This is a genomic window from Streptomyces sp. NPDC031554 (genome assembly GCF_055580685.1).
This window is the reverse complement of sequence record NZ_JBVIKX010000018.1, coordinates 34,550-58,813: the sequence shown is the minus strand read 5'-3', so window position 1 is coordinate 58,813 and position 24,264 is coordinate 34,550. Positions and strand designations below refer to the sequence as shown.

Here is a 24,264-nt window from a genome sequence, read left to right as displayed (position 1 = left end):
ATGCCCCCCAGGCCCATCCACGAGCCGCGCCGCGACGACTGCCCCTGGTGCGGCTCGAAACGCCTGCGCACCCGCCTGCGCGCGCCCGACCTGCTCCACCACCGCCCCGGCACCTTCGCCCTCGACGAATGCCGGGACTGCGCCCACGCCTTCCAGAACCCGCGACTGACCGCGGAGGGCCTCGCCCTCTACCACCGCCCCCCGGCCGGGGACCCGCCCCACGGCTCCACCGAACGCGTCCTCGCCACCCGCACGCGGCGGCGCCGGCTGGTGGCCACCGCCCGCACGATGCTGCCCTTCCCCGAGCCGGAGAGCTGGCTGGACGTGGGCACGGGCGACGCGCTGTTCCCCGAGGCGGCCAAGGAACTCTTCACCTACACCTCCTTCGACGGGCTCGACCCCACCCCGCGGGTCGTCCGGGCCCAGGAGGCCGGCCGCGTGGAGGAGGCCCACCAGGGGCAGCTCACCCACCCCGCCACCACCGCACGGCTGCGCGCCCGCTACGACGTCGTCAGCATGCTCGGCCACCTGGAGCACGTCCTCGACCCCCGCGCGGAACTGCGTGCCGCGCTCGTCGCGCTGCGGCCCGGCGGGCACCTGCTCCTCGAACTGCCCGAACCGGACAGCGCGTTCGCGGCGCTGCTCGGCAAGTGGTGGGTGGCCCACGGGCAGCCGCGCCACCTCCACCTCGTCCCCCTGCCCAACCTCCGCGCCGAACTCGAGGCCCAGGGCTGCACCGTCGTCACGGCCGACCGCAGCGGCGCCCACGTCCCCCACGACCTCGCGGCGGCCCTCGCCCTGTCCCTGTCCCGCCCGGTCCCCGCCCCCCGCACGTCCTCCGGCGCGGCCCTCCCGCGAGCCGCCCGCCCGCTGGTCGCCGCGGCCCACGCCCTGGACCACCTGCTGGCCCCCCTGCTCCGCCACACCCGCTTCTCCAACACCTACCGGGTGATCGCCCGCAGGAACTGACCCCGGCCCCCGGCGGGCGCCCGCCCCGAGCGTCGGACCGTCGCCCGGGAGCGCCGGCGCCTCAGCCCCGCAGCACCGTCACCTGTCCCGCCACCACCAGCAGCACCTCCTCGCACTCGCCCGCGACCGCCGCGTTCAGCCGTCCCAGCTCGTCCCGGTACCGCCGTCCCGACGCCGTCGCCGGCACGATCCCGGACCCCACCTCGTTCGACACCAGCACCACCGGGCGCCGGGTCCCCCGCACCGCTCCCGCCAGCTCCGCCACCCGGGAGCGCAGCGCGCGCTCGCCGCCGTCCGCCCACACCGCGTCGTCCCAGGCGCCGACGGAGTCCATCGCGTCGGTCAGCCACAGCGACAGGCAGTCGATCAGCAGGGGCGACGCCCCGTCCTCGGCGAGCAGCGGCACCAGGTCGCACGTCTCGGCCGTCCGCCACGACCCCGGCCGCCGCTCCCGGTGCGTGGCCACCCGTGCCGCCCACTCGCCGTCCCCGCCCCGCGACCCGCCGGTCGCGACGTACAGCACGCCGGGGAAGGACTCCAGCCGCCGTTCGGCCTCCACCGACTTGCCCGACCGCGCGCCGCCCAGCACCAGGGTCCGCCGCGGCACGTCCGGCACCTCCTCGTAGACGCCCACCGTCAGCGTCGAGCCGTCCGGCACCGCCCGCGCCCCCGCCGCGGCCAGCCGGCGCCGCACCTCCGGCCCCGGGGGCACGTCGTGGTCCAGATGGACGGCGACGACGTCCGTGGTGGGTCCGACCGCGCCCACCGCCCGCAGCTTCGCCAGCGCGTCCGGCCGCCCCACCACGTCGGCGAGGACCATGTCGTACCGCTCGGCCGGTTCCCCGCCCTCCTCCAGCCCGGCCGGCGCCCCGCCCGGCGGCAGGTACAGCAGCCGTTGCCCGTCGGGGCCGGTCACGGCGTACCCGGTACCGGGCGCGTCCATCGCCACCCCCCGCACCCGATGCCCCGTCAGTTGCGTCAACTCCCGTCCGTCCGACGCCCGGACGGGTTGCGGCAGCCCGGCCGGCACCTCGACCGCGGGCCCGTCGTGCGGATGCGACAGCAGCACCTGCCGTACGCCGCCCAGGGAGTGGCCGGAGCGCGCGGCGGCGAAGGCCGCGCCCGGCGTGAGGTCGAGCAGCAGCGCCCCGTCCACGAGCACCGCGGTCGCCGCCCGGGCGTCCACCCCGAGGGAGGTCGCGCAGACGGCACAGGGACAGTCGGGGCGGGGGAGTCCCGCGGGGGCACCGGTACCGAGCAGAGTCACTTCCACGGACCTGATTTTCGCGCGTCCGACCGGGTCTTGCGCATCCGGCTAGGCTGCGTGCCTGGAGCCGGACCATGATCCGGCTCCTGCTCTGCATGTGCTCACACGTTGGAGGCGTACATGGCGGCATGGACGTGGCGGTTCGAGAAGGCCGACGGGACGGAGGTCCAGCCCGCGGTGGAGCCGGAGGAGTTCACCACCCAGGGGGACGCCGAGTCCTGGCTCGGGGAGCACTGGAAGGCCCTGCTCGAAGGCGGCGCGGACCAGGTCCGGCTGTCCGAGGACGCCACCGAGATCTACGGCCCGATGAACCTGCACGCCGACGAGTCGTAGGACCGGCACCGGCCCGGGGTGGCCGGCCGACGGCCACCCCGCTCACCCCGTCCGGCACTCACCCCCGTCCGGGGCTCGCCCCGCCCGACGGTCCCCGCCACCCCTCGCCGGCGTCACGTCGGCCGTCCGCCCGTCGCCGTTCCGGGGAGCCGCCGGGGGAGAGCCGTCCGGGGGAGCCCCTCGGTCCCTCAGCCCCGCACGCCGCACAGGTGCAGCAGCGCCGCCACGCTGCGGTACGGGTCCGTCCGGCCCGCCCGCTCCTCCGCCGCCAGCAGCGGCTCCAGGTCCTCGGGGACGTCCGCGCCGTCCACCGCCGTGTCCGTGAAGACCCGCACGCCGTACCAGGCGTGCAGCGGCGCCCCGATGCCCGAGAGGGTCGCGGTCAGGGTCTCCCGGCGGTCCGCGCGGACGTCGAGGCCCAGCCGGTTGCGGTAGGCCGTGGTGTCGAAGGAGCCCAGGGCGCCCGCCCAGTCCCCGCCCAGCCCGGGCCGCATGGCCAGCGCGTCGGCGTTGCGCACCAGGAGGGACAGCAGCCCGCCGGGGGCCAGCACGCGCGCGAGGCCCGCGAGCAGGGGATCCGGCTCCTGGACGTACATGAGCACGCCGTGGCAGAGCACCACGTCGAAGCTGCCCGGCGGGAAGTGCGCACCGGTGTCCCGGCCGTCGCCCTCCATGATCTGCATCCGCTCCCGGATGCCCTCGGGCTCCCCGCACAGGGCCTCACGGGCCGCGGCGATCATCGTCGCGTCCTGCTCCAGCCCGGTCACCTGGTGGCCGAGCCGGGCCAGCCGCAGCGCCTGCGTGCCCTGCCCCATCCCCACGTCGAGCACGCGCAGCCGCTGCCTGACCGGATACCGCCCGGCTATCTGCTCGTCGAGCTGCCGGGCCACCAGCTCCTGCCGTACGACGTCACGCAGCCCGCCGAGCCTGCTCAGCCAGGCCTTCGCCGCGCCCCCGGAGAAAGAACCCGTGCTCAGGGCCGCTCTCCGCGCTTGACCTGCGGCTTGGGCAGCCGGAGCCGACGCATCTGCAGGGAGCGCATGAGCCCGTAGGCCACCGCGCCCCGACGGTTCTGGTCGGGGAAGCGCTCGGCGAGCCGCTTCTTCAGACGGAACCCGGTCACGAGCGAGTCCAGCACGATCAGCACGATCACCACGAGCCACAGCAGCAGTGCGATCGTCTGGAGCGAGCCCACCCGGACCATGCTCAGCACCAGGATCACCACGGCCATCGGCAGGAAGAACTCCGCCACGTTGAACCGCGAGTCGATGGTGTCGCGCGCGAACTTGCGCACCGGGCCCTTGTCGCGGGCCGGCAGGAACCGTTCGTCACCACCCGCCAGCGCCTGGCGCTGGCGCTCCAGCTGGGCTCGGCGCTCCTCGCGCTGACGCTTGGCGGCGTCCTTGCGCGACAACGAGGTGCTGGCGACGCTGCGGCGCTGGGACTGGGCCTCACTGCGCTTGGGCGTGGGCCTGCCCTTGGGGGCCTGCGGGTCGCGGGTCTGCTTGGAGTCGGCCGGCGCCCTGTCGGCTACCGGGACCTTCTCTTCCTTGGCACGGCTACGGAACACAAAACCCAAGGGTAAGCGCTCCCCGGGCATGGACCCCAGCCCGGTGGGGAACGATCCGGCAACGCCGCTCGTCTGAAGTGAGGACGGACCCGGGACAGACCGGTGGAGAGGGGACAGGCGGTGGCGAGGCGGTCACCCCGAAGGTCGTCTCCTCCTCACGCCGGAGCAAGGCCCCGGTCAGTCGTCCTCGGGGATGAGCGCATCTGTCCTCGAACAGTGCGTCAATGGAAGCAGGGCCCGTACTGTGGGTTCTGTCGCAGAGCTGGAGCTGGACGTCAGAAGGGGGCGCGCGAAGCCCATGAGCGGTGTCATGAAGCGTATGGGGATGATCTTCCGCGCGAAGGCGAACAAGGCCCTTGACCGGGCCGAGGACCCGCGCGAGACCCTCGACTACTCGTACCAGAAGCAGCTGGAGCTCCTCCAGAAGGTCCGCCGCGGTGTCGCGGACGTGGCCACCTCGCGCAAGCGGCTGGAACTCCAGCTGAACCAGTTGCAGTCGCAGTCCTCCAAGCTGGAGGACCAGGGCCGCAAGGCGCTCGCGCTGGGCCGCGAGGACCTGGCCCGCGAGGCGCTCTCCCGCCGTGCCGCCCTCCAACAACAGGTCACCGACCTGGAGACGCAGCACTCGACGCTCCAGGGCGAGGAGGAGAAGCTCACCCTGGCGGCCCAGCGCCTGCAGGCCAAGGTGGACGCCTTCCGCACCAAGAAGGAGACCATCAAGGCCACCTACACGGCCGCGCAGGCGCAGACCCGGATCGGGGAGGCCTTCTCCGGCATCTCCGAGGAGATGGGCGACGTCGGCCTGGCGATCCAGCGTGCCGAGGACAAGACGGCCCAGCTCCAGGCCCGGGCCGGCGCCCTCGACGAACTCCTCGCCTCCGGCGCCCTGGACGACCCCACCGGCATCGCCAAGGACGACCTCCAGGCCGAGCTGGACCGGCTCTCCGGTGGTACGGATGTGGAGCTGGAGCTCCAGCGCATGAAGGCGGAGCTGGCCGGTGGCCCCTCGTCCGGGCAGCAGGCCATCGAAGGCGGCGCCGACCCGGCGCAGAGCCGGCAGCAGCCGCAGGACACCCCGCGCCTCGACAAGCAGTAACTTCGCGGCCGGGGCCGGAGCCGAGGAGACCGACATGATCGTCCGGATCATGGGGGAGGGCCAGTGGACGCTGGCCGACTCCCACTTCGCCGAGCTGAACACCCTGGACGACGAACTGCTGGCCGAGACGGAGGGCGGCGACGACGACGGCTTCCACCGCACCCTCGGCGCCCTCCTGGACGCCGTGCGCCGCCTGGGCGATCCCCTCCCCGACGACTGCCTGGAACCGTCCGAACTGATCCTCCCGGCTCCGGACGCGAGCCTGGAGGAGGTGCGGGAGATGCTGAGCGACGACGGGCTGATCCCCGAGCCGGGCCGGCCCCCGGGTGACGGCGCGCGGGTCCCGCCCGCCGGACGGCCGGGGTCGACGTCGCCCGGGCCGGCGGGTGGATCCGAGAGCGCCGGCCCCGGCGACCGCCACGAAAGCGACGGTACGGAAAGTGACCCCCCTTGACCCCCCTCGCCCGAGCCCGGCGCCGGCTGAAGGCCCACCCCCTCGCCCTGGACTCCGCCCTCGCCGCCGCCGTACTGCTGTGCATGCTGGCCGGTGCCTTCATCGACCCGCACGGCGAGCGGGGCGTCAGCTGGAGCCTGCGCAGCCCTGACGCGCTCAGCCTGCTGCTGATCACCCTCGCCGGCGCCGCCCTCGTCCTCCGCCGCATCGCCCCCCCGGCGGTCCTCGCGGTCACCGGCGCCTGCTCCGTGGTCGAGAGCCTCACCGGCGACCCCCGCGCCCCCGTCGCGATGTCCGCCGTGATCGCCCTCTACACCGTCGCCTCCACCACCGACCGTCCCACCGCCTGGCGGGTCGGCCTGCTCACCACCACCGTCCTCACCGGCACCGCCATGCTCGCCGGGCCGCTGCCCTGGTACGCCCAGGAGAACGTGGGGATCCTCGCCTGGACCGGCATCGGCGCCACCGCGGGGGACGCCGTCCGCAGCCGCCGGGCCGTCGTGCGCGCCATCCGGGAGCGGGCCGAACGCGCCGAACGCACCCGTGAGGAGGAGGCCCGCCGCCGGGTCGCCGAGGAGCGCCTGCGCATCGCCCGCGACCTGCACGACGTGGTCGCCCACCACATCGCCCTGGTCAACGTGCAGGCCGGGGTCGCCGCCCACGTCATGGACAGACGCCCCGACCAGGCCAAGGAAGCCCTCGCGCACGTCCGCGAGGCCAGCCGCTCCGCGCTCGACGAACTCCGCGCCACGGTCGGTCTGCTGCGCCAGTCCGGCGACCCGGAGGCGCCCACCGAGCCCGCCCCCGGCCTCGACCGGCTCGACGAACTGGCCGGCACCTTCCGCAACGCGGGCCTGCCGGTCGAGGTGGCCCGCGCCGACCACGGCACCGAACTCCCCGCCGCCGTCGGCCTGGCCGCCTACCGCGTCGTCCAGGAGGCCCTGACCAACGTGCGCAAACACGCGGGGCCGCGGGCCAGGGCCGAGGTCAGCGTCGTGCGCGTCGGCCCCCACATCGAGGTCACCGTCCTCGACGACGGCGCCGGGGACGTACCGGCCCCGGAGGGCGGCGGCGGACACGGCCTGCTCGGGATGCGCGAGCGCGTCACCGCCCTGAGCGGCGCCCTCACCACCGGCCCCCGCTACGGAGGCGGCTACCGCGTCCATGCGATCCTGCCCGTCGAGACCCGCTCCAGCGCCCCCGAGGACTCCGCATGACCATCCGTGTCCTGCTCGCCGACGACCAGGCGCTGCTGCGCAGCGCGTTCCGGGTGCTCGTCGACTCCGAGCCCGACATGGAGGTGGTCGGCGAGGCGTCCGACGGGGCGCAGGCGGTCCGGCTCGCCAAGGAGGAGCGCGCCGACGTCGTCCTGATGGACATCCGCATGCCCGGTACCGACGGTCTCGCCGCCACCCGTCTGATCAGCGCCGACCCGTCCCTCGCGCAGGTCCGCGTGGTGATCCTGACGACCTTCGAGGTCGACGACTACGTCGTGCGGTCGCTGCGCGCCGGTGCCTCCGGCTTCCTCGGCAAGGGCAGCGAGCCGGAGGAACTGCTCAACGCCATCCGGGTCGCCGCCGCCGGGGACGCCCTGCTCTCGCCGGCCGCGACCAAGGGGCTGATCGCCCGCTTCCTCGCGCAGGGCGACGCGGAGGGCGACGACGCCCCGGACCGGACGCAGCGGCTCTCGGCGCTCACCGGCCGGGAGCGCGAGGTCCTCGTCCAGGTCGCCGGCGGCCACTCCAACGACGAGATCGCCGAGCGCCTGGAGGTCAGCCCGCTGACCGTGAAGACGCACGTCAACAGGGCCATGGCCAAGCTGGGTGCCCGCGACCGGGCCCAGCTCGTGGTGATCGCGTACGAGTCAGGGCTGGTCCGCCCGAGGGTGGACTGATCTCCACCCGGCCGTACTGCGCCCGGAGTATGCGCCGGATAAGGAAACCGACCTGGGGCTTACGGGTCGGGCTCTCCCCATGGCCCAGGGTGTAGGGGACGGCGCTCGTGTGTGCTCGCGTCACCCTTTCCGTCCCTGCCCCGCCGCTCCTGGAAGAGAGACCTGTAACCCATGTCCTGGCTGTCGAAGTTCAGCCTCGCGCAACGGGCCCTGATAGGCCTCGTGTCCATCATCGCGATCGTGTTCGGGGCGATCGCGATCCCGCAGCTCAAACAGCAGCTCCTGCCCACCATCGAACTGCCGATGGTCTCGGTGATCGCGCCGTACCAGGGCGCCTCCCCCGACGTCGTCGAGAAGCAGGTGATCCAGCCCATCGAGGACAACCTCGAAGGGGTCGACGGCATCACCGGCGTCACCTCCACCGCGAGCGAGGGCAACGCCGTCGTCCTCACCTCCTTCGACTACGGCAACGACACCAAGCAGCTCGTCGCCGACGTCCAGCAGGCCGTCAACCGGGCCCGTGTCCGGCTCCCGGACTCGGTGGACCCCCAGGTCGTCGCCGGTTCCACGGACGACATCCCGACCGTGGTCCTCGCCGTCGCCTCGGCCGGCGACCAGCAGGCCCTCGCCGACCGCCTGGACACGACGGTCGTGCCCGCGCTGAAGGACATCGACGGCGTCGGCCAGGTCACCGTCGACGGCGTGCGCGACCTGCGGGTCGCCGTCACCCCGGCCGACGCGAAGCTGGCGAAGGCCGGGCTGACCACCCAGTCGCTCGCCCAGGCCCTCCAGGCCGGCGGCGTCACCGTCGCCGCGGGCTCCTTCGACGAGGCCGGCGGCAACCGCACCGTCCAGGTCGGCGGCGGCTACACCTCCCTGCAGCAGATCCAGGACCTGGTGATCCCCGCGCAGCCGGGCGGCAAGCCGGTCCGCCTCGCCGACGTCGCCACGGTGAAGCAGGAGGAGGCCCCGGCCGCCTCCATCACCCGCACCGACGGCAAGCCCAGCCTCGCCGTGGCCGTCACCATGGACCACGACGGCAGCGCGGTCGCCATCTCCGACGCGGTCCAGGACAAGCTGCCCGGCCTGCGCGAGGACCTCGGCGCCGGCGCGTCGATCACGGTCGTCAGCGACCAGGGCCCGGCGGTGTCGAAGTCCATCGAGGGCCTGACCACCGAGGGCGCGCTCGGCCTGCTCTTCGCGGTCCTGGTCATCCTGGTCTTCCTGGCGTCGGTCCGCTCGACGCTGGTGACGGCGGTGTCCATCCCGCTGTCCGTCGTCCTCGCCCTGATCGTGCTGTGGACCCGCGACCTGTCGCTCAACATGCTGACCCTGGGCGCGCTGACCATCGCCATCGGCCGCGTCGTCGACGACTCGATCGTGGTCCTGGAGAACATCAAGCGTCACCTCGGCTACGGCGAGGAGCGCCAGAGCGCCATCCTCACCGCGGTCCGCGAGGTGGCCGGCGCGGTCACCTCCTCCACCCTCACCACGGTCGCCGTGTTCCTGCCGATCGGCCTGGTCGGCGGCATGGTCGGCGCCCTGTTCGGCGCGTTCAGCCTCACCGTCACGGCGGCCCTGCTGGCCTCCCTGCTGGTGTCGCTGACGGTCGTCCCGGTCCTGTCGTACTGGTTCCTGCGGCCTCCGAAGGGCACCCCCGAGGACGCCGAGGAGGCCCGCCGCGCGGCCGAGGAGAAGGAGGCGAACAGCCGCCTGCAGCGCCTCTACGTCCCCGTCCTGCGGTTCGCGACCCGGCGCCGTCTGACGAGCGTGGCGATCGCGGTCGTCGTCCTGATCGGCACCTTCGGCATGGCGCCGCTGCTGAAGACCAACTTCTTCGACCAGGGCGAGCAGCAGGTCCTGACGGTCAAGCAGGAGCTGGAGCCGGGCACCAGCCTGGCGGCGACCGACGCCCAGGCCAAGAAGGTCGAGCAACTCCTCGCCGGAATCGACGGCGTGAAGGACTACCAGGTCACCGTCGGCTCCTCCGGGTTCATGGCCGCCTTCGGCGGCGGCACCGACACCAACCAGGCCTCGTACCAGGTGATGCTGGAGGACTCGGCGTCCTTTGAGGACGTCCAGGACCACATCGAGGACGGACTGAAGAAGCTGTCCGGCATCGGCAGCACCACGGTCGCCGCCGGTGACGGCTTCGGCAGCCAGGACCTGAGCGTCGTCGTGAAGGCGGCCGACGCCGAGGTGCTGCGCACGGCGGCCGAGCAGGTGCGCGCCGCGGTGGCCGGCCTGGACGACGTCACCGACGTCACCAGCGACCTCTCGCAGAGCGTGCCGCGCATCTCGGTGGCGGCGAACGCGAAGGCCGCGGCCGCCGGGTTCGACGAGCAGACGCTCGGCGCGGCGGTCACGCAGGCGGTCCGCGGGACGACGGCGGCGAAGGCGGTCCTGGACGACACCGAGCGCGACGTCGTCATCACCTCCGCCGCGCCGGCCACCACGCTGGCCCAGCTCCGGGCCCTGCCCCTCGGCCCGGTGAAGCTCGGCGACATCGCCACCGTGCGGCTCGTCGACGGCCCCGTCTCCATGACCCGCATCGACGGTCAGCGCGCCGCCACCGTCACCGCGCGGCCGACCGGCGACAACACGGGCGCGGTGAGCGCGGACCTGACGGCGAAGCTGGACGCGCTGAAGCTGCCGGCGGGCGCCACGGCCGAGATCGGCGGTGTCTCGCAGGACCAGGACGACGCGTTCAAGAACCTCGCCCTGGCGATGCTCGCGGCGATCGCGATCGTCTTCATGCTGCTGGTGGCGACCTTCCGGTCGCTGGCCCAGCCGCTGATCCTGCTGGTCTCCATCCCGTTCGCGGCGACCGGCGCGATCGGCCTGCTGATCGCCACCGGCACCCCGATGGGCGTCCCGGCCATGATCGGCATGCTGATGCTGATCGGCATCGTGGTCACCAACGCCATCGTGCTGATCGACCTGATCAACCAGTACCGCGGACAGGGGTACGGCGTGGTCGAGGCCGTGGTCGAGGGCGGCCGTCACCGGCTGCGGCCCATCCTCATGACGGCGCTGGCGACCATCTTCGCCCTGCTGCCGATGGCCCTGGGCGTCACCGGTGAGGGCGGCTTCATCGCGCAGCCGCTGGCCGTGGTCGTGATCGGCGGTCTGATCACCTCCACGCTGCTCACCCTGCTGCTGGTCCCGACCCTCTACGCGATGCTCGAACTGCGCAAGGAACGGCGGGCGAAGAAGCGGGCGGCGAAGAAGGACACCGCCGAGCCGGCGAAGGAGCCGGAGCCGGCGGCCGTGTGACACGCCGCTGAGCACGACCGGCACCGATGTCCCTCTCCCCGCAGGGCCTTCCTGCCCTGTGAGCTCGAACTGCCCCGCGGGGGAAGGGGATCGGGGCGGTGCCTCCGCACCAGGACGATCCGAGGCCGCCCGGCGGCCACCGGATCGGTCCCGAGGCCGGATCCAGGCGGTCGGTCGAACCGGCGGGCGAGCCCCGGGGCGGGGTGGCCCTGACGCACGGCGTGCTCTGCCCCGCCGCCCCGGGCGGCCGGGTGACGGCCCTGTCGCCCGGGACCGGCGAGGTGCCGCGGCGGACCGCCACGACCCTGGAGCGGCCCGAGCGTCCGCTGGCCGACAGCCGGGGGACACCGGGTGGACGGTCGGCGCGAGCGGACGCGTCGCGGCCCTCGACGTCGGCGACGGCACCCTGTCGTGGGAGTCCCCGCCCCGCGCGGGGCGGGTCGCCGGCGGGTCCGGCCGGTCCGCGGTGCACCTCGACGAGGGCGCCCGGTGGTGTCCACGCCCGACGGCACGCTCCTCACCCTCGACCCGGCCCACCCGCGACGCAGAACGGCGTCGGAGCGACTTCCGGCTCCGACGCCGTCCCCCCGCGGTCCGCCCGCGGCCTGCCTACGGCAGCGCCAGCATCCGCTCCAGTGCCAGCTTCGCGAACGCCTCGGTCTCCTCGTCGACCTCGATGCGGTTGACCAGCGTGCCCTCGGCCAGGGACTCCAGGGTCCACACCAGGTGCGGCAGGTCGATGCGGTTCATGGTCGAGCAGAAGCAGACCGTCTTGTCGAGGAACACGATCTCCTTGCCCTCGGGAGCGAAACGGTTCGCCAGCCGGCGGACCAGGTTCAGCTCCGTGCCGATGGCCCACTTGGAGCCGGCGGGCGCGGCCTCCAGGGTCTTGATGATGTACTCGGTCGAGCCGACCTGGTCCGCCGCCGCCACGACCTCGTGCCGGCACTCGGGGTGCACGAGCACGTTCACCCCGGGGATGCGGGCGCGGACGTCCTCCACCGACTCCAGGCTGAAGCGGCCGTGCACCGAGCAGTGGCCCCGCCACAGGATCATCTTCGCGTCGCGCAGCTGCTCGGCGGTGAGCCCGCCGTTCGGCTTGTGCGGGTTGTAGACGACGCAGTCCTCCAGGGACATGCCCATGTCGCGGACGGCGGTGTTGCGGCCCAGGTGCTGGTCCGGCAGGAACAGCACCTTCTCGCCCTGCGCGAAGGCCCACTCCAGGGCCTTCCTGGCGTTGGAGGAGGTGCAGATCGTGCCGCCGTGCCTGCCGGTGAAGGCCTTGATGTCCGCGGAGGAGTTCATGTAGGAGACGGGTACGACCTGCTCGGCGACGCCGGCCTCGGTCAGTACGTCCCAGCACTCGGCGACCTGCTCGGCCGTCGCCATGTCGGCCATCGAGCAGCCGGCCGCCAGGTCGGGCAGGACCACCTTCTGGTCGTCGGAGGTCAGGATGTCCGCGGACTCGGCCATGAAGTGCACACCGCAGAACACGATGTACTCGGCCTCCGGGCGGGCGGCGGCGTCCCGTGCCAGCTTGAAGGAGTCGCCCGTGACGTCGGCGAACTGGATGACCTCGTCGCGCTGGTAGTGGTGCCCGAGGACGAAGACCTTGTCACCGAGCTTCTCCTTGGCGGCGCGGGCCCGCTCCACCAGGTCCGGGTCGGACGGGGAGGGCAGGTCGCCGGGACACTCGACGCCCCGCTCACTCTTCGGGTCGGCCTCGCGGCCGAGCAGCAACAGGGCGAGCGGAGTCGGCTGTACGTCGAGCTCCGTGGTCTGGGCGGTGGTCACGACACGCACCCTTTCTACTTTTCGTCGATCTGACGCTATCTATCATAACCCGCTTCATGTCACTTTGACGATGGTCATTGCGTCGATGTGACATGAATCCCGCGCGCCCCGGCGCGGGCTCGTCCGCGGGAGCCGAGGGCCGCTGTTCGCCGCCCCGCGCGTGTGCGAGCATGAAAGAACGGGCGGAAGACAACTCGCCCGGCCCGTGGAATGAATCCGCGGCCCCGCCGGTTGACACCGTCGGCAAGCAGTCTCCGTACAACCCGGGAGAGATGTAGATGTCCGTATCGGACGAGAAGACCACTGTCAGCGACGGCATCCTCCTGTCCGACGCCGCCGCGGCGAAGGTCAAGACCCTGCTCGACCAGGAAGGCCGTGACGACCTGGCCCTGCGTGTCGCCGTCCAGCCCGGCGGCTGCTCCGGCCTGCGCTACCAGCTCTTCTTCGACGAGCGTTCCCTCGACGGCGACGTCGTCAAGGACTTCGACGGCGTCAAGGTCGTCACCGACCGCATGAGCGCCCCCTACCTGGGCGGCGCGTCCATCGACTTCGTGGACACCATCGAGAAGCAGGGCTTCACGATCGACAACCCGAACGCGACGGGCTCCTGCGCCTGCGGCGACTCCTTCAGCTAGGGCGCGACGCGGAAGGCGGCGGTCCCCTCCGGGGCCGCCGCCTTCCGCGTGTCCGGCGCCTACCGCGGCAGCCGCGCCCCCGGCTTCTCCAGGGGGACCTGCCCGCCGTCCGAGCCGACGACCGTCCGGTCGCCCAGCGGCCCGTCGAGCCGCACGGTCCGGTGGAAGAACTTGGCGATCTTGATGCAGACCGTGTCCGGCCACGGCGTCTCGGTCACGGTGACCTTCACCCGGCCCCCGCTCTCCACCGCCGTCGCCCGGTAGTCGGAGCACACCCCACCCGTGAAGCCGACGACCAGTTCGTCGCCCTCGGCCGTGTAGCCGTCGACCTTCACGTCACGGGTCCCGGTGCCGGAGGACGGCGCCCCGGACGGCGTGGCGGCCGGGGGCGCGCTCAGGAACTCCGGCTCGACCGCCGGGTGCGTCACCGTGTAGGCGTCCCGCGCCCCGGCCCCGCGCACCGAGAACAGCCAGGAGGGCACCAGCACCTGCCGGCCGCCCGAGGCGTGCGGGGCGAGCCCGAACACCGCGCTCTCGACCGTGAGCGTCTCCCTCGGGGACGCGCCGGTAGGCATCCCGCACGCGCTCTCCCGCCCTTCCTCCGCCGGGACGGGTGTGGCGCAGCCGCCGATGCCCGCACGGGGGTCGGTCCCCGGCGCCGCGTTCATCCGGTCCAGCGTCTCCCGCGCCCCCAGCACGGGGTACGTCTCCCCCTCGACCGGTGTCTTCACCTGGCCGCTGCCGGCGACGATCTCGCCCCGGGCGTCCACGGTGACGCCGGTCGTCCAGCCGTAGGTCGGCAGGCCGTCGACCTCGGGATCGGCGTTCACCGTCCGCCGCGCGCCCACGACCTGGCTCGCGTCGGTCTCGGCGTCGTCCTGTCCGACCGCCTCCAGGACCGGCGCCGCCGCCTTCTTCGCGGCCGCCTCGCTCACCGGGTCGGCCGACGAGGCCGTGGCGTCCGGCGCGCAGACGTCGGAGCCGCTCTCGCAGGCGTCGGTGCCGGGGACGTACCGGCTGAACGTCCACTGGCCCGGCGCCCCCTTCTCCACCCGGAGCAGCGGACCTGACCCGTCCGTCGCGGCGCCGACCCGCCAGGTCCGGCCCTCGGCCACCGGAGTCCCCTCGACCCCCAGCGCGTCCGCCAGCCGGGTCACCTCGGCCCGCGAGACCTCGCCCTTCGCCCAGTACACGGACGCCGAGCCGGGGCCCTCGGGGAGGGTGCCGTCGGCCCGGTAGGTCACCCCGTACGGGTTCGGCTCCCCGGGCGCGATGCCCGGCGGGCTCTGCGGGACCGACGCCGGGGCGTGGTCGTCCAGCACGAGCGCCGGGGGAGTGCCGTCCGCCGCGGACGTCCGGCCGCCGCCGTCGCCGTCCCCCGCGCGGGAGGCCAGCCAGGCCCCGCCCCCGCCGACGAGCAGCACCGCGGCGGCGACGGAGGCGACGAGCGCGACGGAGCGCCGACGGCCGCCCCCCGGGACGCCGTGCCGCGCGTCTGCGGGGGAGCGGCCGACGACCTCGGTCCCGTCCTCCTCCTCGTTCTCGGCCTCGTCCCGCGGACCGGTGCCGGCGGGGGGCGCCGGGGGACCGGCCGCCGGGCCGGCGGGAGCGTCGTCGGCCGCCGGGCCTGCGGCCGGCTCCTCGGTGTCGGGCGCGTCGGCCGCGTCGGCCTCGCCCGGACTCCCCGCTCCCCGTGCCGTGCCGGGGGCCTTCCCCGCCGCTCCGGTCTCCTCTGTCTCCCCGGGCGCTTCGGTCTCTCCGGTCGTCCCGGTCTTCCCGGGCGCCTCGGTCTCCCCGGTCTCTCCGGCTTCCTCGCCCTTCCCGGTCTCCTCGACCGGGGTCCCCTCCGCACGCGCCTTCTCCGGCGTACCCCGGTCCTGCGGGGTACGTCCGTCCTCCGGCCCGCGTGCGGCGTCGTCGTTGTCGGGTCGCTCGGTGTTCACCGCATCGCTCCTTCGGCTGCGCCGCTGTCGTACCTCACATCCCCTGCACGGGGGACAGCGATGGGACGCAGCCGGGGAGCGCACGGTTCCCCGCTCGCGCCCCGGCCGGAGGAAGGGCCCGCGAGAGCCCCGCTAGTCGCCGTACTCCGGCATCGCCTCCAGCAGCCGGGCCGCGGTCGCGGGGACGGTCACGCCGTGGAGGAGGGACAGCGGCACCGGACGGGCCACGCGCTTCTCCGGGGCGGTCCAGTGCGGTGCCATCCGGGCGCAGTCGCCCCGCAGCGACGCCAGGTCGCCTTCGGGATCGGCCGGAGCGGGCGCGTGGACATCGAGGTTCGTCATAACGGCACCGTATGCGCGGACAGGGCCGCGAAGAAAGAACTACTATCGGGTAGTTTCGTCCGCTTCAGCGGTCGCGGCCGACCGGGTAGCGTGAACTGTCAGCCCGCCCTCCCGCCTCCCGCCGAGCACCCTTCCGGCGAGTGCCGGCGGGCACCCCTTTCCCATCCACAGGAGAATCCACGCCGTGCGCATCGCAGTCACCGGCTCCATCGCGACCGACCACCTCATGACGTTCCCCGGCCGCTTCGCCGACCAGCTCGTCGCGGACCAGCTCCACACGGTCTCGCTCTCCTTCCTGGTCGACAAGCTGGACGTACGGCGCGGCGGGGTGGGCGCGAACATCGCCTTCGGCATGGGCCAGCTCGGCACGAAGCCCGTCCTGGTCGGCTCCGCGGGCTCCGACTTCGACGAGTACCGGGCCTGGCTGGACCGGCACGGCGTCGACACCGCCTCGGTCCGCATCTCCGAGACCCTGCACACCGCCCGCTTCGTGTGCACCACGGACTCCGACCACAACCAGATCGGCTCCTTCTACACGGGCGCGATGAGCGAGGCCCGCCTGATCGAGCTGAAGACCGTCGCCGACCGCGTCGGCGGCCTCGACCTGGTCCTGATCGGTGCCGACGACCCCGAGGCGATGCTGCGCCACACGGAGGAGTGCCGCTCCCGGGGCATCCCCTTCGCCGCCGACTTCTCCCAGCAGATCGCCCGCATGGGCGGCGAGGAGATCCGCATCCTGCTGGACGGGGCGACGTACCTCTTCTCCAACGAGTACGAGAAGGGCCTCATCGAGTCCAAGACCGGCTGGAGCGACGAGGAGATCCTCGGCAAGGTCGGCCACCGCGTCACCACCCTGGGCGCGCGCGGCGTGCGCGTCGAGCGGGCCGGCGAGGAGCCGATCGAGGTCGGCTGCCCGCAGGAGGAGCGCAAGGCCGAGCCCACCGGTGTCGGCGACGCCTTCCGCGCCGGCTTCCTCTCCGGCCTGGCCTGGGACGTCTCCCTGGAGCGCGCCGCCCAGATCGGCTGCATGCTCGCCACCCTGGTCATCGAGACCGTCGGCACCCAGGAGTACCAGCTCCGCCGCGCCCACTTCATGGACCGCTTCGCCAAGGCGTACGGGGACGAGGCCGCCGCCGAGGTCCAGAAGCACCTGAACTGACCCGACACGGCCGGCACCCCGGCCGGCCCGCGGCCCGCCCACGGCCGCGGGCCGGCCCGGTGCGGGCCGGGGTGCCGGGCGGCCCGGAGCCGGTTCAGACGAGGCGGCGGACCAGATGGGCCGAGCCCCGCTCCGCCGGCTCCTCGCCGACGTACTCCTGTCCCCGCATCTGGCACCAGGCGGGGATGTCGAGCCGGGCCGCCTCGTCGTCGGCCAGGACCCGCACGGTGCCGCCGACCGGCACGTCGGCGATGACCTTCGCCAGCTCGATGACGGGGAGCGGGCAGAGCTTGCCGAGGGCGTCGAGGACCAGCTCGTCCGCCTCCGCGACGGCCGCCGGCACGGGCGCCCCGAGCTTGTCCCGCACCCCCGCCACCGCGCCCGGCAGCACGGCGAGGAACCGCTCCACGTCCTCCTCGGCCGTCCCCGGCGGCAGCGACACCCGCACGTTCCCCTCGCTCAGCACCCCCATCGCCCTGAGCACGTGGCTCGGGGTGAGCGTGCTGCTCGTGCAGGACGAGCCGGAGGAGACGGAGAACCCCTCCCGGTCCAACTCGTGCAGCAGTGTCTCCCCGTCGACATAGAGACAGGAGAAGGTGACGATCCCGGGCAGTCGCCGTTCCGCGTCACCCACCACCTCCACGTCCGGCACGGCCCGCGCCACCCGGGCCCGGATCCGCCCGGTCAGCTCCCGCAGCCGCGCCGCCTCGGCCGCCGCCTCCGTCCGCACCGCCCGCAGCGAGGCCACCGCGGCCACGATCGCCGGGATGTTCTCGAACCCGGCCGCGCGCCCCGACTCCCTCTCGTCGGCCGGCCCCCGGGGAGCGAACCGCACCCCCTTGCGCACCACCAGCAGCCCCACCCCCGGCGGCCCGCCCCACTTGTGCGCGCTCGCCGCCAGCAGCGACCAGGGCCCCGCCACCGGAGCCCACCCGAGCGACTGGGCCGCGTCGACGAACAGCGGCACCCCCGCCGCCCGGCACGCCTCGGCGACCTCCGCCACCGGCTGCTCGGTCCCCACCTCGTGGTTGGCCGACTGCAGACAGGCCAGCGCGGTGTCGGGCCGCAGCGCCCCGGCGTACGACGCGGGGGTCACCGCGCCGGACCGCAGCACCGGCACCCGGGTCACCGTCCCGCCGGCCGACTCGAAGACCTCGGCCGAATGGAGCACGCAGGAGTGTTCGACCGATGACACGATCAGGTGGCGTCCGGCGCGTCGCCGACCCGCCAGCGCGCCCGCGACGCCGCTGTGCACGGCGCGCGTCCCCGACGGGGTGAACACCACCTCGTCGGGCCGGCACCCCACCGCCTCCGCCGCGGCCTCGCGGGAGGCGTCCAGCAGCAACCGGGCCCGGCGGCCCTCGCGGTGGAGCCGGGCGGGATCGGCCCAGCCCTCGTCGAGCGAGGCCAACAGGGCCTGACGGGCCACGGGATGGAGCGGGACGGCGGAGGCGGCGTCGAAGTAGGGCACACGGCAACGGTAGAGCGCGGGGGAGCGGGACGGCGGGCCGGGGAACGGCACGAGCGGCCACAAACCCGCACGCACGCGTCCAACAGGCCGCATCCCCGAGCGATTAGGGGCCCTCTCCCACCCCTGGGCGTGACCCCCGGCGCGTTGCCGACCCCTCCCCGCGCGACCCCAAAACGCGTCCAGTAGGGTTTGGTCCGCATAAACATCCAAACCCCTGCCCGACGCAGGGCGGCGACCTACCAGCGAGAAGGCCGCAGCCGACCGCGCGGGCGAGACTCTCGGGAAGGCGCTACGTGAGTCCCAACGGCTCCGACCGCTCGCCGCGGCGCCCGATGCGGCGGAAGCTGCTGCAGGCACTGACCGCGGGCCTGGTCCTTGCGACCGCAACCGGTTGCACATACGAGGACTTCCCCCGCCTTGGTATGCCCACCCCGACCACGGAAGAGGCTCCGCGGATCCTCTCCCTGTGGCAGGGCTCATGGGCTGCCGCGCTGGCCACCGGCGTGCTGGTGTGGGGCCTGATCCTGTGGAGTGCTTTCTTCCACCGGCGCAGCCGCACCAAGGTCGAGGTACCTCCGCAGACCCGGTACAACATGCCCATCGAGGCCCTGTACACGGTGGTCCCGATCATCATCGTCTCGGTCCTCTTCTACTTCACCGCCCGCGACGAATCGAAGCTGCTCAGCCTCGACAAGAAGCCCGACGTCACGGTCAACGTGGTCGGCTTCCAGTGGAGCTGGTGCTTCAACTACATCGAGAGCGTCGACGGTTCCACCGGTGACGCGAAGTCCGACGAGAACCTGGCCGCCATCCCGGACCGGTACAAGAAGGACTTCCCGGCCGACGCGGGCGGTGTCTACACCTGCGGCACCCCCGGTGAGCGGAACCCGCAGACCAACAACCCCGGTCCGACCCTCTGGCTGCCCGAGGGCAAGACGGTCCGCTTCGTCCTCACCTCGCGTGACGTCATCCACTCCTTCTGGGTGGTGCCGTTCCTGATGAAGCAGGACGTCATCCCGGGCCACACCAACGCCTTCCAGGTGACCCCCAACAAGCAGGGCACCTTCCTGGGCAAGTGCGCCGAGCTGTGCGGCGTCGACCACTCCCGGATGCTGTTCAACGTGAAGGTCGTCTCCCCCGAGCGCTACGAGCAGCACCTGAAGGACCTCGCCAAGAAGGGGCAGACCGGTTACGTTCCGGCCGGCATCGAGCAGACGAGCCCCGAGAAGAACCGGGAGTCGAACATCCTGTGAGCATCCTCAACGAACCCCAGGGTGCCGCCGCAGCAGGGTCCCACTACGAGGACGAGCTGCCGGTCCGGCGCCAGCGCCGCGGCGAAGTCGCCGTCAAGTGGCTCACCACGACTGACCACAAGACGATCGGCACGCTGTACCTCGTGACGTCGTTCGTGTTCTTCTGCATCGGCGGCGTGATGGCGCTCTTCATGCGCGCCGAGCTGGCCCGTCCGGGTCTGCAGTTCATGTCGAACGAGCAGTTCAACCAGGCGTTCACGATGCACGGCACGATCATGCTGCTGATGTTCGCGACGCCGCTGTTCGCCGGCTTCGCGAACTGGATCATGCCGCTCCAGATCGGTGCCCCCGACGTCGCCTTCCCGCGGCTGAACATGTTCGCCTACTGGCTGTACCTGTTCGGCTCGCTGATCGCCGTGGGCGGCTTCCTCACCCCGTCGGGTGCGGCCGACTTCGGCTGGTTCGCCTACTCCCCGCTCTCGGACGCGGTCCGCAGCCCGGGCATCGGCGCCGACATGTGGATCATGGGCCTGGCCTTCTCCGGCTTCGGCACGATCCTCGGCTCGGTCAACTTCATCACCACGATCATCTGCATGCGCGCACCGGGCATGACCATGTTCCGCATGCCGATCTTCACCTGGAACGTCCTGCTGACCGGTGTCCTGGTCCTGCTGGCCTTCCCGGTCCTCGCGGCGGCGCTGTTCGCCCTGGAGGCGGACCGCAAGTTCGGCGCCCACATCTTCGACGCCTCCAACGGCGGCGCGTTGCTGTGGCAACACCTCTTCTGGTTCTTCGGCCATCCAGAGGTGTACATCATCGCCCTGCCGTTCTTCGGGATCATCTCCGAAGTGATCCCCGTCTTCTCCCGCAAGCCGATGTTCGGCTACATGGGCCTGATCGCCGCGACCATCTCGATCGCCGGTCTGTCCGTGACGGTGTGGGCGCACCACATGTACGTCACCGGTGGCGTCCTGCTCCCGTTCTTCTCCTTCATGACGTTCCTCATCGCCGTCCCGACGGGCGTGAAGTTCTTCAACTGGATCGGAACGATGTGGAAGGGGTCGCTGAGTTTCGAGACCCCGATGCTGTGGGCGGCCGGCTTCCTGATCACCTTCACCTTCGGTGGTCTGACCGGTGTCATCCTGGCCTCGCCGCCGATGGACTTCCACGTGTCGGACTCGTACTTCGTGGTGGCGCACTTCCACTACGTCGTCTTCGGCACCGTCGTCTTCGCGATGTTCTCCGGCTTCCACTTCTGGTGGCCGAAGATGACCGGCAAGATGCTCGACGAGCGTCTCGGCAAGGTCACCTTCTGGACGCTGTTCGTCGGCTTCCACGGCACGTTCCTGGTCCAGCACTGGCTGGGCGCCGAGGGCATGCCGCGCCGCTACGCGGACTACCTGGCCGCCGACGGCTTCACCGTCCTGAACACGATCTCGACGATCAGCTCGTTCGTGCTCGGCCTGTCCGTCCTGCCGTTCTTCTACAACGTGTGGAAGACCGCCAAGTACGGCAAGCCGGTCCAGGTCGACGACCCGTGGGGCTACGGCCGCTCCCTGGAGTGGGCGACCTCCTGCCCGCCGCCGCGGCACAACTTCCTCACCCTGCCGCGGATCCGCAGTGAATCCCCGGCGTTCGACCTGCACCACCCGGAGATCGCCGCGCTCGAGCAGCTGGAGCACGCCGGCCACGGTGCCAGTGCCGTCGCGGGCAGCAAGGAGGCCGGCAAGTGAAGATCCAGGGCAAGATGTTCATCTGGCTGAGCGTCTTCCTGCTCATCATGGCGACCGTCTACGGCGTCTGGTCCAAGGAGCCGGCCGGCACCACGGCCCTCTTCCTCGCCTTCGGCCTGTCCATCATGGTCGGTTTCTACCTGGGCTTCACGGCCAAGCGGGTCGACACCGGTGCCCAGGACAACAAGGAGGCGGACGTCGCGGACGACGCCGGCGAGCTGGGCTTCTTCAGCCCGCACAGCTGGCAGCCGCTCTCCCTGGCCGTCGGCGGCGCCCTCGCCTTCATGGGGGTCGCGGTCGGCTGGTGGCTGCTCTACTTCTCCGCCCCGCTGATCCTCATCGGCCTGTGGGGCTGGGTCTTCGAGTACTACCGCGGTGAGAACCGCACCCAGTAGCACGTGCCGCGCGCCGCAGAGCCCGGACACTCCGTCAGGAGGGTCCGGGCTCCTGCTTGTGCAGTAATCGGTATCGCCCGTCCGTGTCACTCGGCGTGCCGTGGTTGACGCCGCTCCCTAGCGTGAAGCCATGAACCACGAACCCCGTTCCCGCACCGTCGTCAGCTGCACGCTGCTGGTGACCGCCCTGGTCGCGGGCGCGACCGCCTGCGGCTCGGACGGCGACCCGCTCGCCTCACGCCCGTACGACGCGACGGACCGGATCGCGTTCGACACGCCCCGCGGCGACACCGGGAAGACCGATCCGGACAAGCCCCTGGAGATCAGGGCGAAGGGCTTCGGCGAGCGGATCACCGACGTCACCGCCCTGGACGCCGCAGGCCGCTACGTGGCGGGCGAACTCGCCGCCGACGGCCGTCGCTGGCACAGCACCGAACCGCTCGCCGCGGACGCCCACTACACGGTCCGGGTGAGCACCGAGGACGAGGACGGCAGCCCCGGCCGCCGGGTCCTCACCTTCGACACCGGCCGACCCACCGCCGAGAAGCGGCTGACCGTCACCTTCGGCCCCGGTCCCGGCACCTACGGCGTCGGCCGGCCCGTCACCGCCGAACTGAACCGGCCGATCGGGGACCCCGCCCAGCGGGCCGTCGTGGAACGCGCACTGAAGGTCGACGCCAAGCCCTCCGCGCAGGGCGCCTGGCACTGGGTGGACGACAAGACGCTGCACTACCGTCCGAAGGACTACTGGCCCGCCCACGCCACCGTCCGCGTCCGCAGCACCCTGGACGGCATCAAGGTCGGCGACCGGCTCTGGGGCGGGAAGTCGAAGGACGTCACCTTCACCGTCGGCGACCGCGTCGTCGCCGTCACCGACGCCTCCGCGCACTCCCTCACGCTGTACCGCGACGACGAGGCGGTGAAGGAGATCCCCGTCACCACCGGAAAGCCCGGCTTCGAGACCCGCAACGGCGTCAAGGTCGTCCTGGGCAAGGAGTACTTCGTACGCATGCGCGGGACCACCGTCGGCATCGCCGAGGGCTCCTCGGAGTCGTACGACCTGCCCGTGTACTACGCCACCCGCGTCACCTGGAGCGGCGAGTACGTCCACGCCGCCCCCTGGTCCGTCGGCTCCCAGGGCTCCGCCAACGTCAGCCACGGCTGCGTGGGCATGAGCACCGAGAACGCCGAGTGGTTCTTCGACAACGTCCGCGAGGGCGACGTCGTCGAGGTCGTCAACAGCGACGGCGACACGATGGAGACCTTCGGCAACGGCTTCGGCGACTGGAACCTGGACTGGGGGAAGTGGCGCGAGGGCAGCGCCCTGACCGCCGGCCCGGACAAGCCCCGGGAGGACACCTTCAGGCTCCGCCCGGCGGCCGTCTAGCGGCGCCCCCGCGCCCCGCGGCCCCTCAGTCCCCGGAGAGGCCCTCGGACGCGCCCACGAGGCTCCGGCGGCGCAGCACGGCCGCCAGGGCCGCCGCGAACTCCACGGGGTCCACCGGCAGCGTCACGGCCGCGTCGGCCCGGCTCCAGGTGGCCAGCCACGCGTCCTGCGGCCGCCCGATGAGCAGCAGCACCGGCGGGCAGCGGAACACCTCGTCCTTGATCTGCCGGCAGAGCCCCATGCCGCCCATGGGCACGGCCTCGCCGTCCAGCACACACACGTCGATCCCGCCCCGGTCCAGTTCCGTCAGCACGGCGGCGGGCGTCGCGCACTCCAGGAACTCGACCAGGGGCGCGTCCGGGGCCGGCCGCCGTCCGGCGGCCAGCCGCACCTGCTCCCTGGTGTCGGCGTCGTCGCTGTAGACCAGCACCGTGGCGGTCGCCTGCATGGTTCCTCCGCGTCATTGGAGTGGAACTTCGGGGTACCGATGGGGCGGATGCTACTCCCCCGGACACCGCGTCAACACCTGTGGGAACACGCCTGCGATGGGCCATACGGGCAGTACACGGGGTGCGGACACTCCGAACGGCACCCCCCGGAGTGAGGGCGGGATAAGCGACCGACATAATGTCGGTCGTGGCGACAGCAACGACAGTAGACACCGGGCACGCGCACCCGTCGGTCAATCGGCCGAACCTCACCAGCGTCGGAACCATCATCTGGCTGAGTTCCGAGCTGATGTTCTTCGCGGCCCTCTTCGCGATGTACTTCACCCTGCGATCGGTGACGGGTCCCGATCACTGGAAGGAAATGGCGCACGCGCTGAACCTTCCGTTCTCGGCGACGAACACCACGATCCTGGTGCTCTCCTCCCTCACCTGCCAGCTCGGCGTCTTCGCCGCCGAGCGCGGTGACGTGAAGAAGCTCAGGATGTGGTTCATCGTCACCTTCGTGATGGGTGCGATCTTCATCGGCGGTCAGGTGTACGAGTACACCGAGCTGGTCAAGAAGGACGGGCTCTCGCTCTCCTCCGACCCGTACGGCTCGGCGTTCTACCTGACCACCGGGTTCCACGGCCTGCACGTGACGGGTGGCCTCATCGCCTTCCTGTTCGTCCTCGGTCGCACCTACGCGGCGAAGAGGTTCACTCACGAACAGGCGACCGCGGCCATCGTCGTGTCCTACTACTGGCACTTCGTCGATGTCGTCTGGATCGGCCTCTTCGCCACGATCTACCTGATCAAGTAGCCGGGCCCGATCCCGCACCCGTCCCAGAAGCATCGACGCAGAAGA

21 protein-coding genes and 1 pseudogene are annotated in these 24,264 nt (G+C 72.4%); 14 read left to right on the top strand and 8 right to left on the bottom strand.

The window, feature by feature from the left end:
* A complete protein-coding gene (locus tag ACZ5FU_RS32645) occupies positions 1–969 on the top strand; it encodes a class I SAM-dependent methyltransferase (protein ID WP_451776546.1) in 969 nt (322 codons plus the stop codon).
* A gap of 61 nt (positions 970–1,030) precedes the next feature.
* Here the strand turns inward: ACZ5FU_RS32645 and ACZ5FU_RS32640 are convergent, their stop codons facing one another.
* On the bottom strand, positions 1,031–2,242 hold the full coding sequence (locus ACZ5FU_RS32640; protein WP_451776549.1) for a bifunctional adenosylcobinamide kinase/adenosylcobinamide-phosphate guanylyltransferase: 1,212 nt from the start codon (positions 2,240–2,242) through the stop codon (positions 1,031–1,033).
* Between the two features lie 114 nt (positions 2,243–2,356).
* On the opposite strand from ACZ5FU_RS32640, the gene ACZ5FU_RS32635 reads away from it, so the two are divergent.
* Positions 2,357–2,569, top strand: coding sequence for a hypothetical protein (locus ACZ5FU_RS32635; RefSeq protein WP_451526426.1), 213 nt, complete (start codon positions 2,357–2,359; stop codon positions 2,567–2,569).
* Between the two features lie 188 nt (positions 2,570–2,757).
* On the opposite strand, the gene ACZ5FU_RS32630 is transcribed toward ACZ5FU_RS32635, so the two are convergent.
* Both ACZ5FU_RS32630 and ACZ5FU_RS32625 read right to left on the bottom strand, forming a co-directional pair.
* Positions 2,758–3,459 (bottom strand): class I SAM-dependent methyltransferase, encoded by a 702-nt coding sequence (locus tag ACZ5FU_RS32630; RefSeq protein ID WP_469047646.1) that lies wholly within the window; start codon positions 3,457–3,459, stop codon positions 2,758–2,760.
* An 83-nt stretch (positions 3,460–3,542) separates the two neighbouring features.
* Positions 3,543–4,169 carry a DUF3043 domain-containing protein gene (locus ACZ5FU_RS32625; protein ID WP_451526424.1) on the bottom strand — a complete coding sequence of 209 codons (627 nt, stop codon included), beginning with the start codon at positions 4,167–4,169 and terminating at the stop codon, positions 3,543–3,545.
* A gap of 289 nt (positions 4,170–4,458) precedes the next feature.
* Between ACZ5FU_RS32625 and ACZ5FU_RS32620 the strand changes: the two genes are divergently transcribed.
* The 5 genes and pseudogenes from ACZ5FU_RS32620 to ACZ5FU_RS32600 all read left to right on the top strand — a co-directional run bounded on the left by ACZ5FU_RS32620 (position 4,459) and on the right by ACZ5FU_RS32600 (position 10,859).
* Positions 4,459–5,235: a PspA/IM30 family protein gene (locus ACZ5FU_RS32620; RefSeq protein ID WP_451526564.1), complete on the top strand. Its 777-nt coding sequence runs from the start codon at positions 4,459–4,461 to the stop codon at positions 5,233–5,235.
* A 34-nt stretch (positions 5,236–5,269) separates the two neighbouring features.
* Positions 5,270–5,542, top strand: a pseudogene (pspAA, locus tag ACZ5FU_RS32615) (PspA-associated protein PspAA); the annotation flags it as partial.
* Positions 5,543–5,685: 143 nt separating this feature from the next.
* Positions 5,686–6,906 carry a sensor histidine kinase gene (locus tag ACZ5FU_RS32610; RefSeq protein WP_451526422.1) on the top strand — a complete coding sequence of 407 codons (1,221 nt, stop codon included), beginning with the start codon at positions 5,686–5,688 and terminating at the stop codon, positions 6,904–6,906.
* The gene (locus ACZ5FU_RS32605; protein WP_451526421.1) at positions 6,903–7,583 is read left to right on the top strand and encodes a response regulator; all 681 of its coding nucleotides are present in this window, start codon (positions 6,903–6,905) and stop codon (positions 7,581–7,583) included. The genes ACZ5FU_RS32610 and ACZ5FU_RS32605 overlap by 4 nt, the downstream gene beginning before the upstream one ends.
* 171 nt (positions 7,584–7,754) lie before the next feature.
* The gene (locus ACZ5FU_RS32600; RefSeq protein WP_469047644.1) at positions 7,755–10,859 is read left to right on the top strand and encodes an efflux RND transporter permease subunit; all 3,105 of its coding nucleotides are present in this window, start codon (positions 7,755–7,757) and stop codon (positions 10,857–10,859) included.
* A 609-nt stretch (positions 10,860–11,468) separates the two neighbouring features.
* Here the strand turns inward: ACZ5FU_RS32600 and nadA are convergent.
* Positions 11,469–12,653: a quinolinate synthase NadA gene (gene nadA, locus ACZ5FU_RS32595; protein ID WP_451776554.1), complete on the bottom strand. Its 1,185-nt coding sequence runs from the start codon at positions 12,651–12,653 to the stop codon at positions 11,469–11,471.
* Positions 12,654–12,931: 278 nt separating this feature from the next.
* Here nadA and ACZ5FU_RS32590 point away from each other — a divergent pair, with 278 nt between their 5' ends.
* A complete protein-coding gene (locus ACZ5FU_RS32590; protein ID WP_451526418.1) occupies positions 12,932–13,288 on the top strand; it encodes a HesB/IscA family protein in 357 nt (118 codons plus the stop codon).
* A gap of 59 nt (positions 13,289–13,347) precedes the next feature.
* Here ACZ5FU_RS32590 and ACZ5FU_RS32585 read toward each other — a convergent pair whose 3' ends face one another.
* Positions 13,348–15,231 (bottom strand): hypothetical protein, encoded by a 1,884-nt coding sequence (locus tag ACZ5FU_RS32585; RefSeq protein ID WP_451776557.1) that lies wholly within the window; start codon positions 15,229–15,231, stop codon positions 13,348–13,350.
* 132 nt (positions 15,232–15,363) lie between these two features.
* Positions 15,364–15,573 carry a hypothetical protein gene (locus ACZ5FU_RS32580; RefSeq protein ID WP_451526416.1) on the bottom strand — a complete coding sequence of 70 codons (210 nt, stop codon included), beginning with the start codon at positions 15,571–15,573 and terminating at the stop codon, positions 15,364–15,366.
* Positions 15,574–15,757: 184 nt separating this feature from the next.
* Here ACZ5FU_RS32580 and ACZ5FU_RS32575 point away from each other — a divergent pair, with 184 nt between their 5' ends.
* Positions 15,758–16,732, top strand: a complete 975-nt coding sequence (locus ACZ5FU_RS32575; RefSeq protein ID WP_451526415.1) for a carbohydrate kinase family protein — start codon at positions 15,758–15,760, stop codon at positions 16,730–16,732.
* Between the two features lie 94 nt (positions 16,733–16,826).
* On the opposite strand, the gene ACZ5FU_RS32570 is transcribed toward ACZ5FU_RS32575, so the two are convergent.
* Positions 16,827–18,203: a cysteine desulfurase/sulfurtransferase TusA family protein gene (locus ACZ5FU_RS32570; protein ID WP_451776559.1), complete on the bottom strand. Its 1,377-nt coding sequence runs from the start codon at positions 18,201–18,203 to the stop codon at positions 16,827–16,829.
* A gap of 293 nt (positions 18,204–18,496) precedes the next feature.
* Between ACZ5FU_RS32570 and ctaC the strand changes: the two genes are divergently transcribed.
* The 4 genes from ctaC to ACZ5FU_RS32550 all read left to right on the top strand — a co-directional run bounded on the left by ctaC (position 18,497) and on the right by ACZ5FU_RS32550 (position 22,971).
* On the top strand, positions 18,497–19,456 hold the full coding sequence (gene ctaC, locus ACZ5FU_RS32565) for an aa3-type cytochrome oxidase subunit II (protein WP_451526413.1): 960 nt from the start codon (positions 18,497–18,499) through the stop codon (positions 19,454–19,456).
* Positions 19,453–21,189, top strand: a complete 1,737-nt coding sequence (ctaD, locus tag ACZ5FU_RS32560; RefSeq protein WP_451526412.1) for an aa3-type cytochrome oxidase subunit I — start codon at positions 19,453–19,455, stop codon at positions 21,187–21,189. The genes ctaC and ctaD overlap by 4 nt, the downstream gene beginning before the upstream one ends.
* The gene (locus ACZ5FU_RS32555; RefSeq protein ID WP_451526411.1) at positions 21,186–21,584 is read left to right on the top strand and encodes a cytochrome c oxidase subunit 4; all 399 of its coding nucleotides are present in this window, start codon (positions 21,186–21,188) and stop codon (positions 21,582–21,584) included. Before ctaD ends, ACZ5FU_RS32555 begins: the two co-directional genes overlap by 4 nt.
* Before the next feature lie 130 nt (positions 21,585–21,714).
* Positions 21,715–22,971 (top strand): L,D-transpeptidase, encoded by a 1,257-nt coding sequence (locus ACZ5FU_RS32550; RefSeq protein WP_451526410.1) that lies wholly within the window; start codon positions 21,715–21,717, stop codon positions 22,969–22,971.
* Between the two features lie 25 nt (positions 22,972–22,996).
* Here ACZ5FU_RS32550 and ACZ5FU_RS32545 read toward each other — a convergent pair whose 3' ends face one another.
* A complete protein-coding gene (locus tag ACZ5FU_RS32545) occupies positions 22,997–23,419 on the bottom strand; it encodes a response regulator (protein ID WP_451526409.1) in 423 nt (140 codons plus the stop codon).
* A 179-nt stretch (positions 23,420–23,598) separates the two neighbouring features.
* Here ACZ5FU_RS32545 and ctaE point away from each other — a divergent pair, with 179 nt between their 5' ends.
* Positions 23,599–24,219, top strand: a complete 621-nt coding sequence (gene ctaE / locus ACZ5FU_RS32540; RefSeq protein ID WP_366062195.1) for an aa3-type cytochrome oxidase subunit III — start codon at positions 23,599–23,601, stop codon at positions 24,217–24,219.
* Positions 24,220–24,264: the final 45 nt, after the last annotated feature.

Coding starts and splice junctions, on each gene's coding strand:
- ACZ5FU_RS32645 (WP_451776546.1), top strand. CDS start 1: ATGCCCCCCAGGCCCATCCACGAGCCGCGCCGCGACGACTGCCCCTGG.
- ACZ5FU_RS32550 (WP_451526410.1), top strand. CDS start 21,715: ATGAACCACGAACCCCGTTCCCGCACCGTCGTCAGCTGCACGCTGCTG.
- ACZ5FU_RS32625 (WP_451526424.1), bottom strand. CDS start 4,169: ATGCCCGGGGAGCGCTTACCCTTGGGTTTTGTGTTCCGTAGCCGTGCC.
- ACZ5FU_RS32600 (WP_469047644.1), top strand. CDS start 7,755: ATGTCCTGGCTGTCGAAGTTCAGCCTCGCGCAACGGGCCCTGATAGGC.
- ACZ5FU_RS32605 (WP_451526421.1), top strand. CDS start 6,903: ATGACCATCCGTGTCCTGCTCGCCGACGACCAGGCGCTGCTGCGCAGC.
- ACZ5FU_RS32580 (WP_451526416.1), bottom strand. CDS start 15,573: ATGACGAACCTCGATGTCCACGCGCCCGCTCCGGCCGATCCCGAAGGC.
- ACZ5FU_RS32590 (WP_451526418.1), top strand. CDS start 12,932: ATGTCCGTATCGGACGAGAAGACCACTGTCAGCGACGGCATCCTCCTG.
- ctaE (WP_366062195.1), top strand. CDS start 23,599: ATGTCGGTCGTGGCGACAGCAACGACAGTAGACACCGGGCACGCGCAC.
- ACZ5FU_RS32545 (WP_451526409.1), bottom strand. CDS start 23,419: ATGCAGGCGACCGCCACGGTGCTGGTCTACAGCGACGACGCCGACACC.
- ACZ5FU_RS32620 (WP_451526564.1), top strand. CDS start 4,459: ATGGGGATGATCTTCCGCGCGAAGGCGAACAAGGCCCTTGACCGGGCC.
- ACZ5FU_RS32635 (WP_451526426.1), top strand. CDS start 2,357: ATGGCGGCATGGACGTGGCGGTTCGAGAAGGCCGACGGGACGGAGGTC.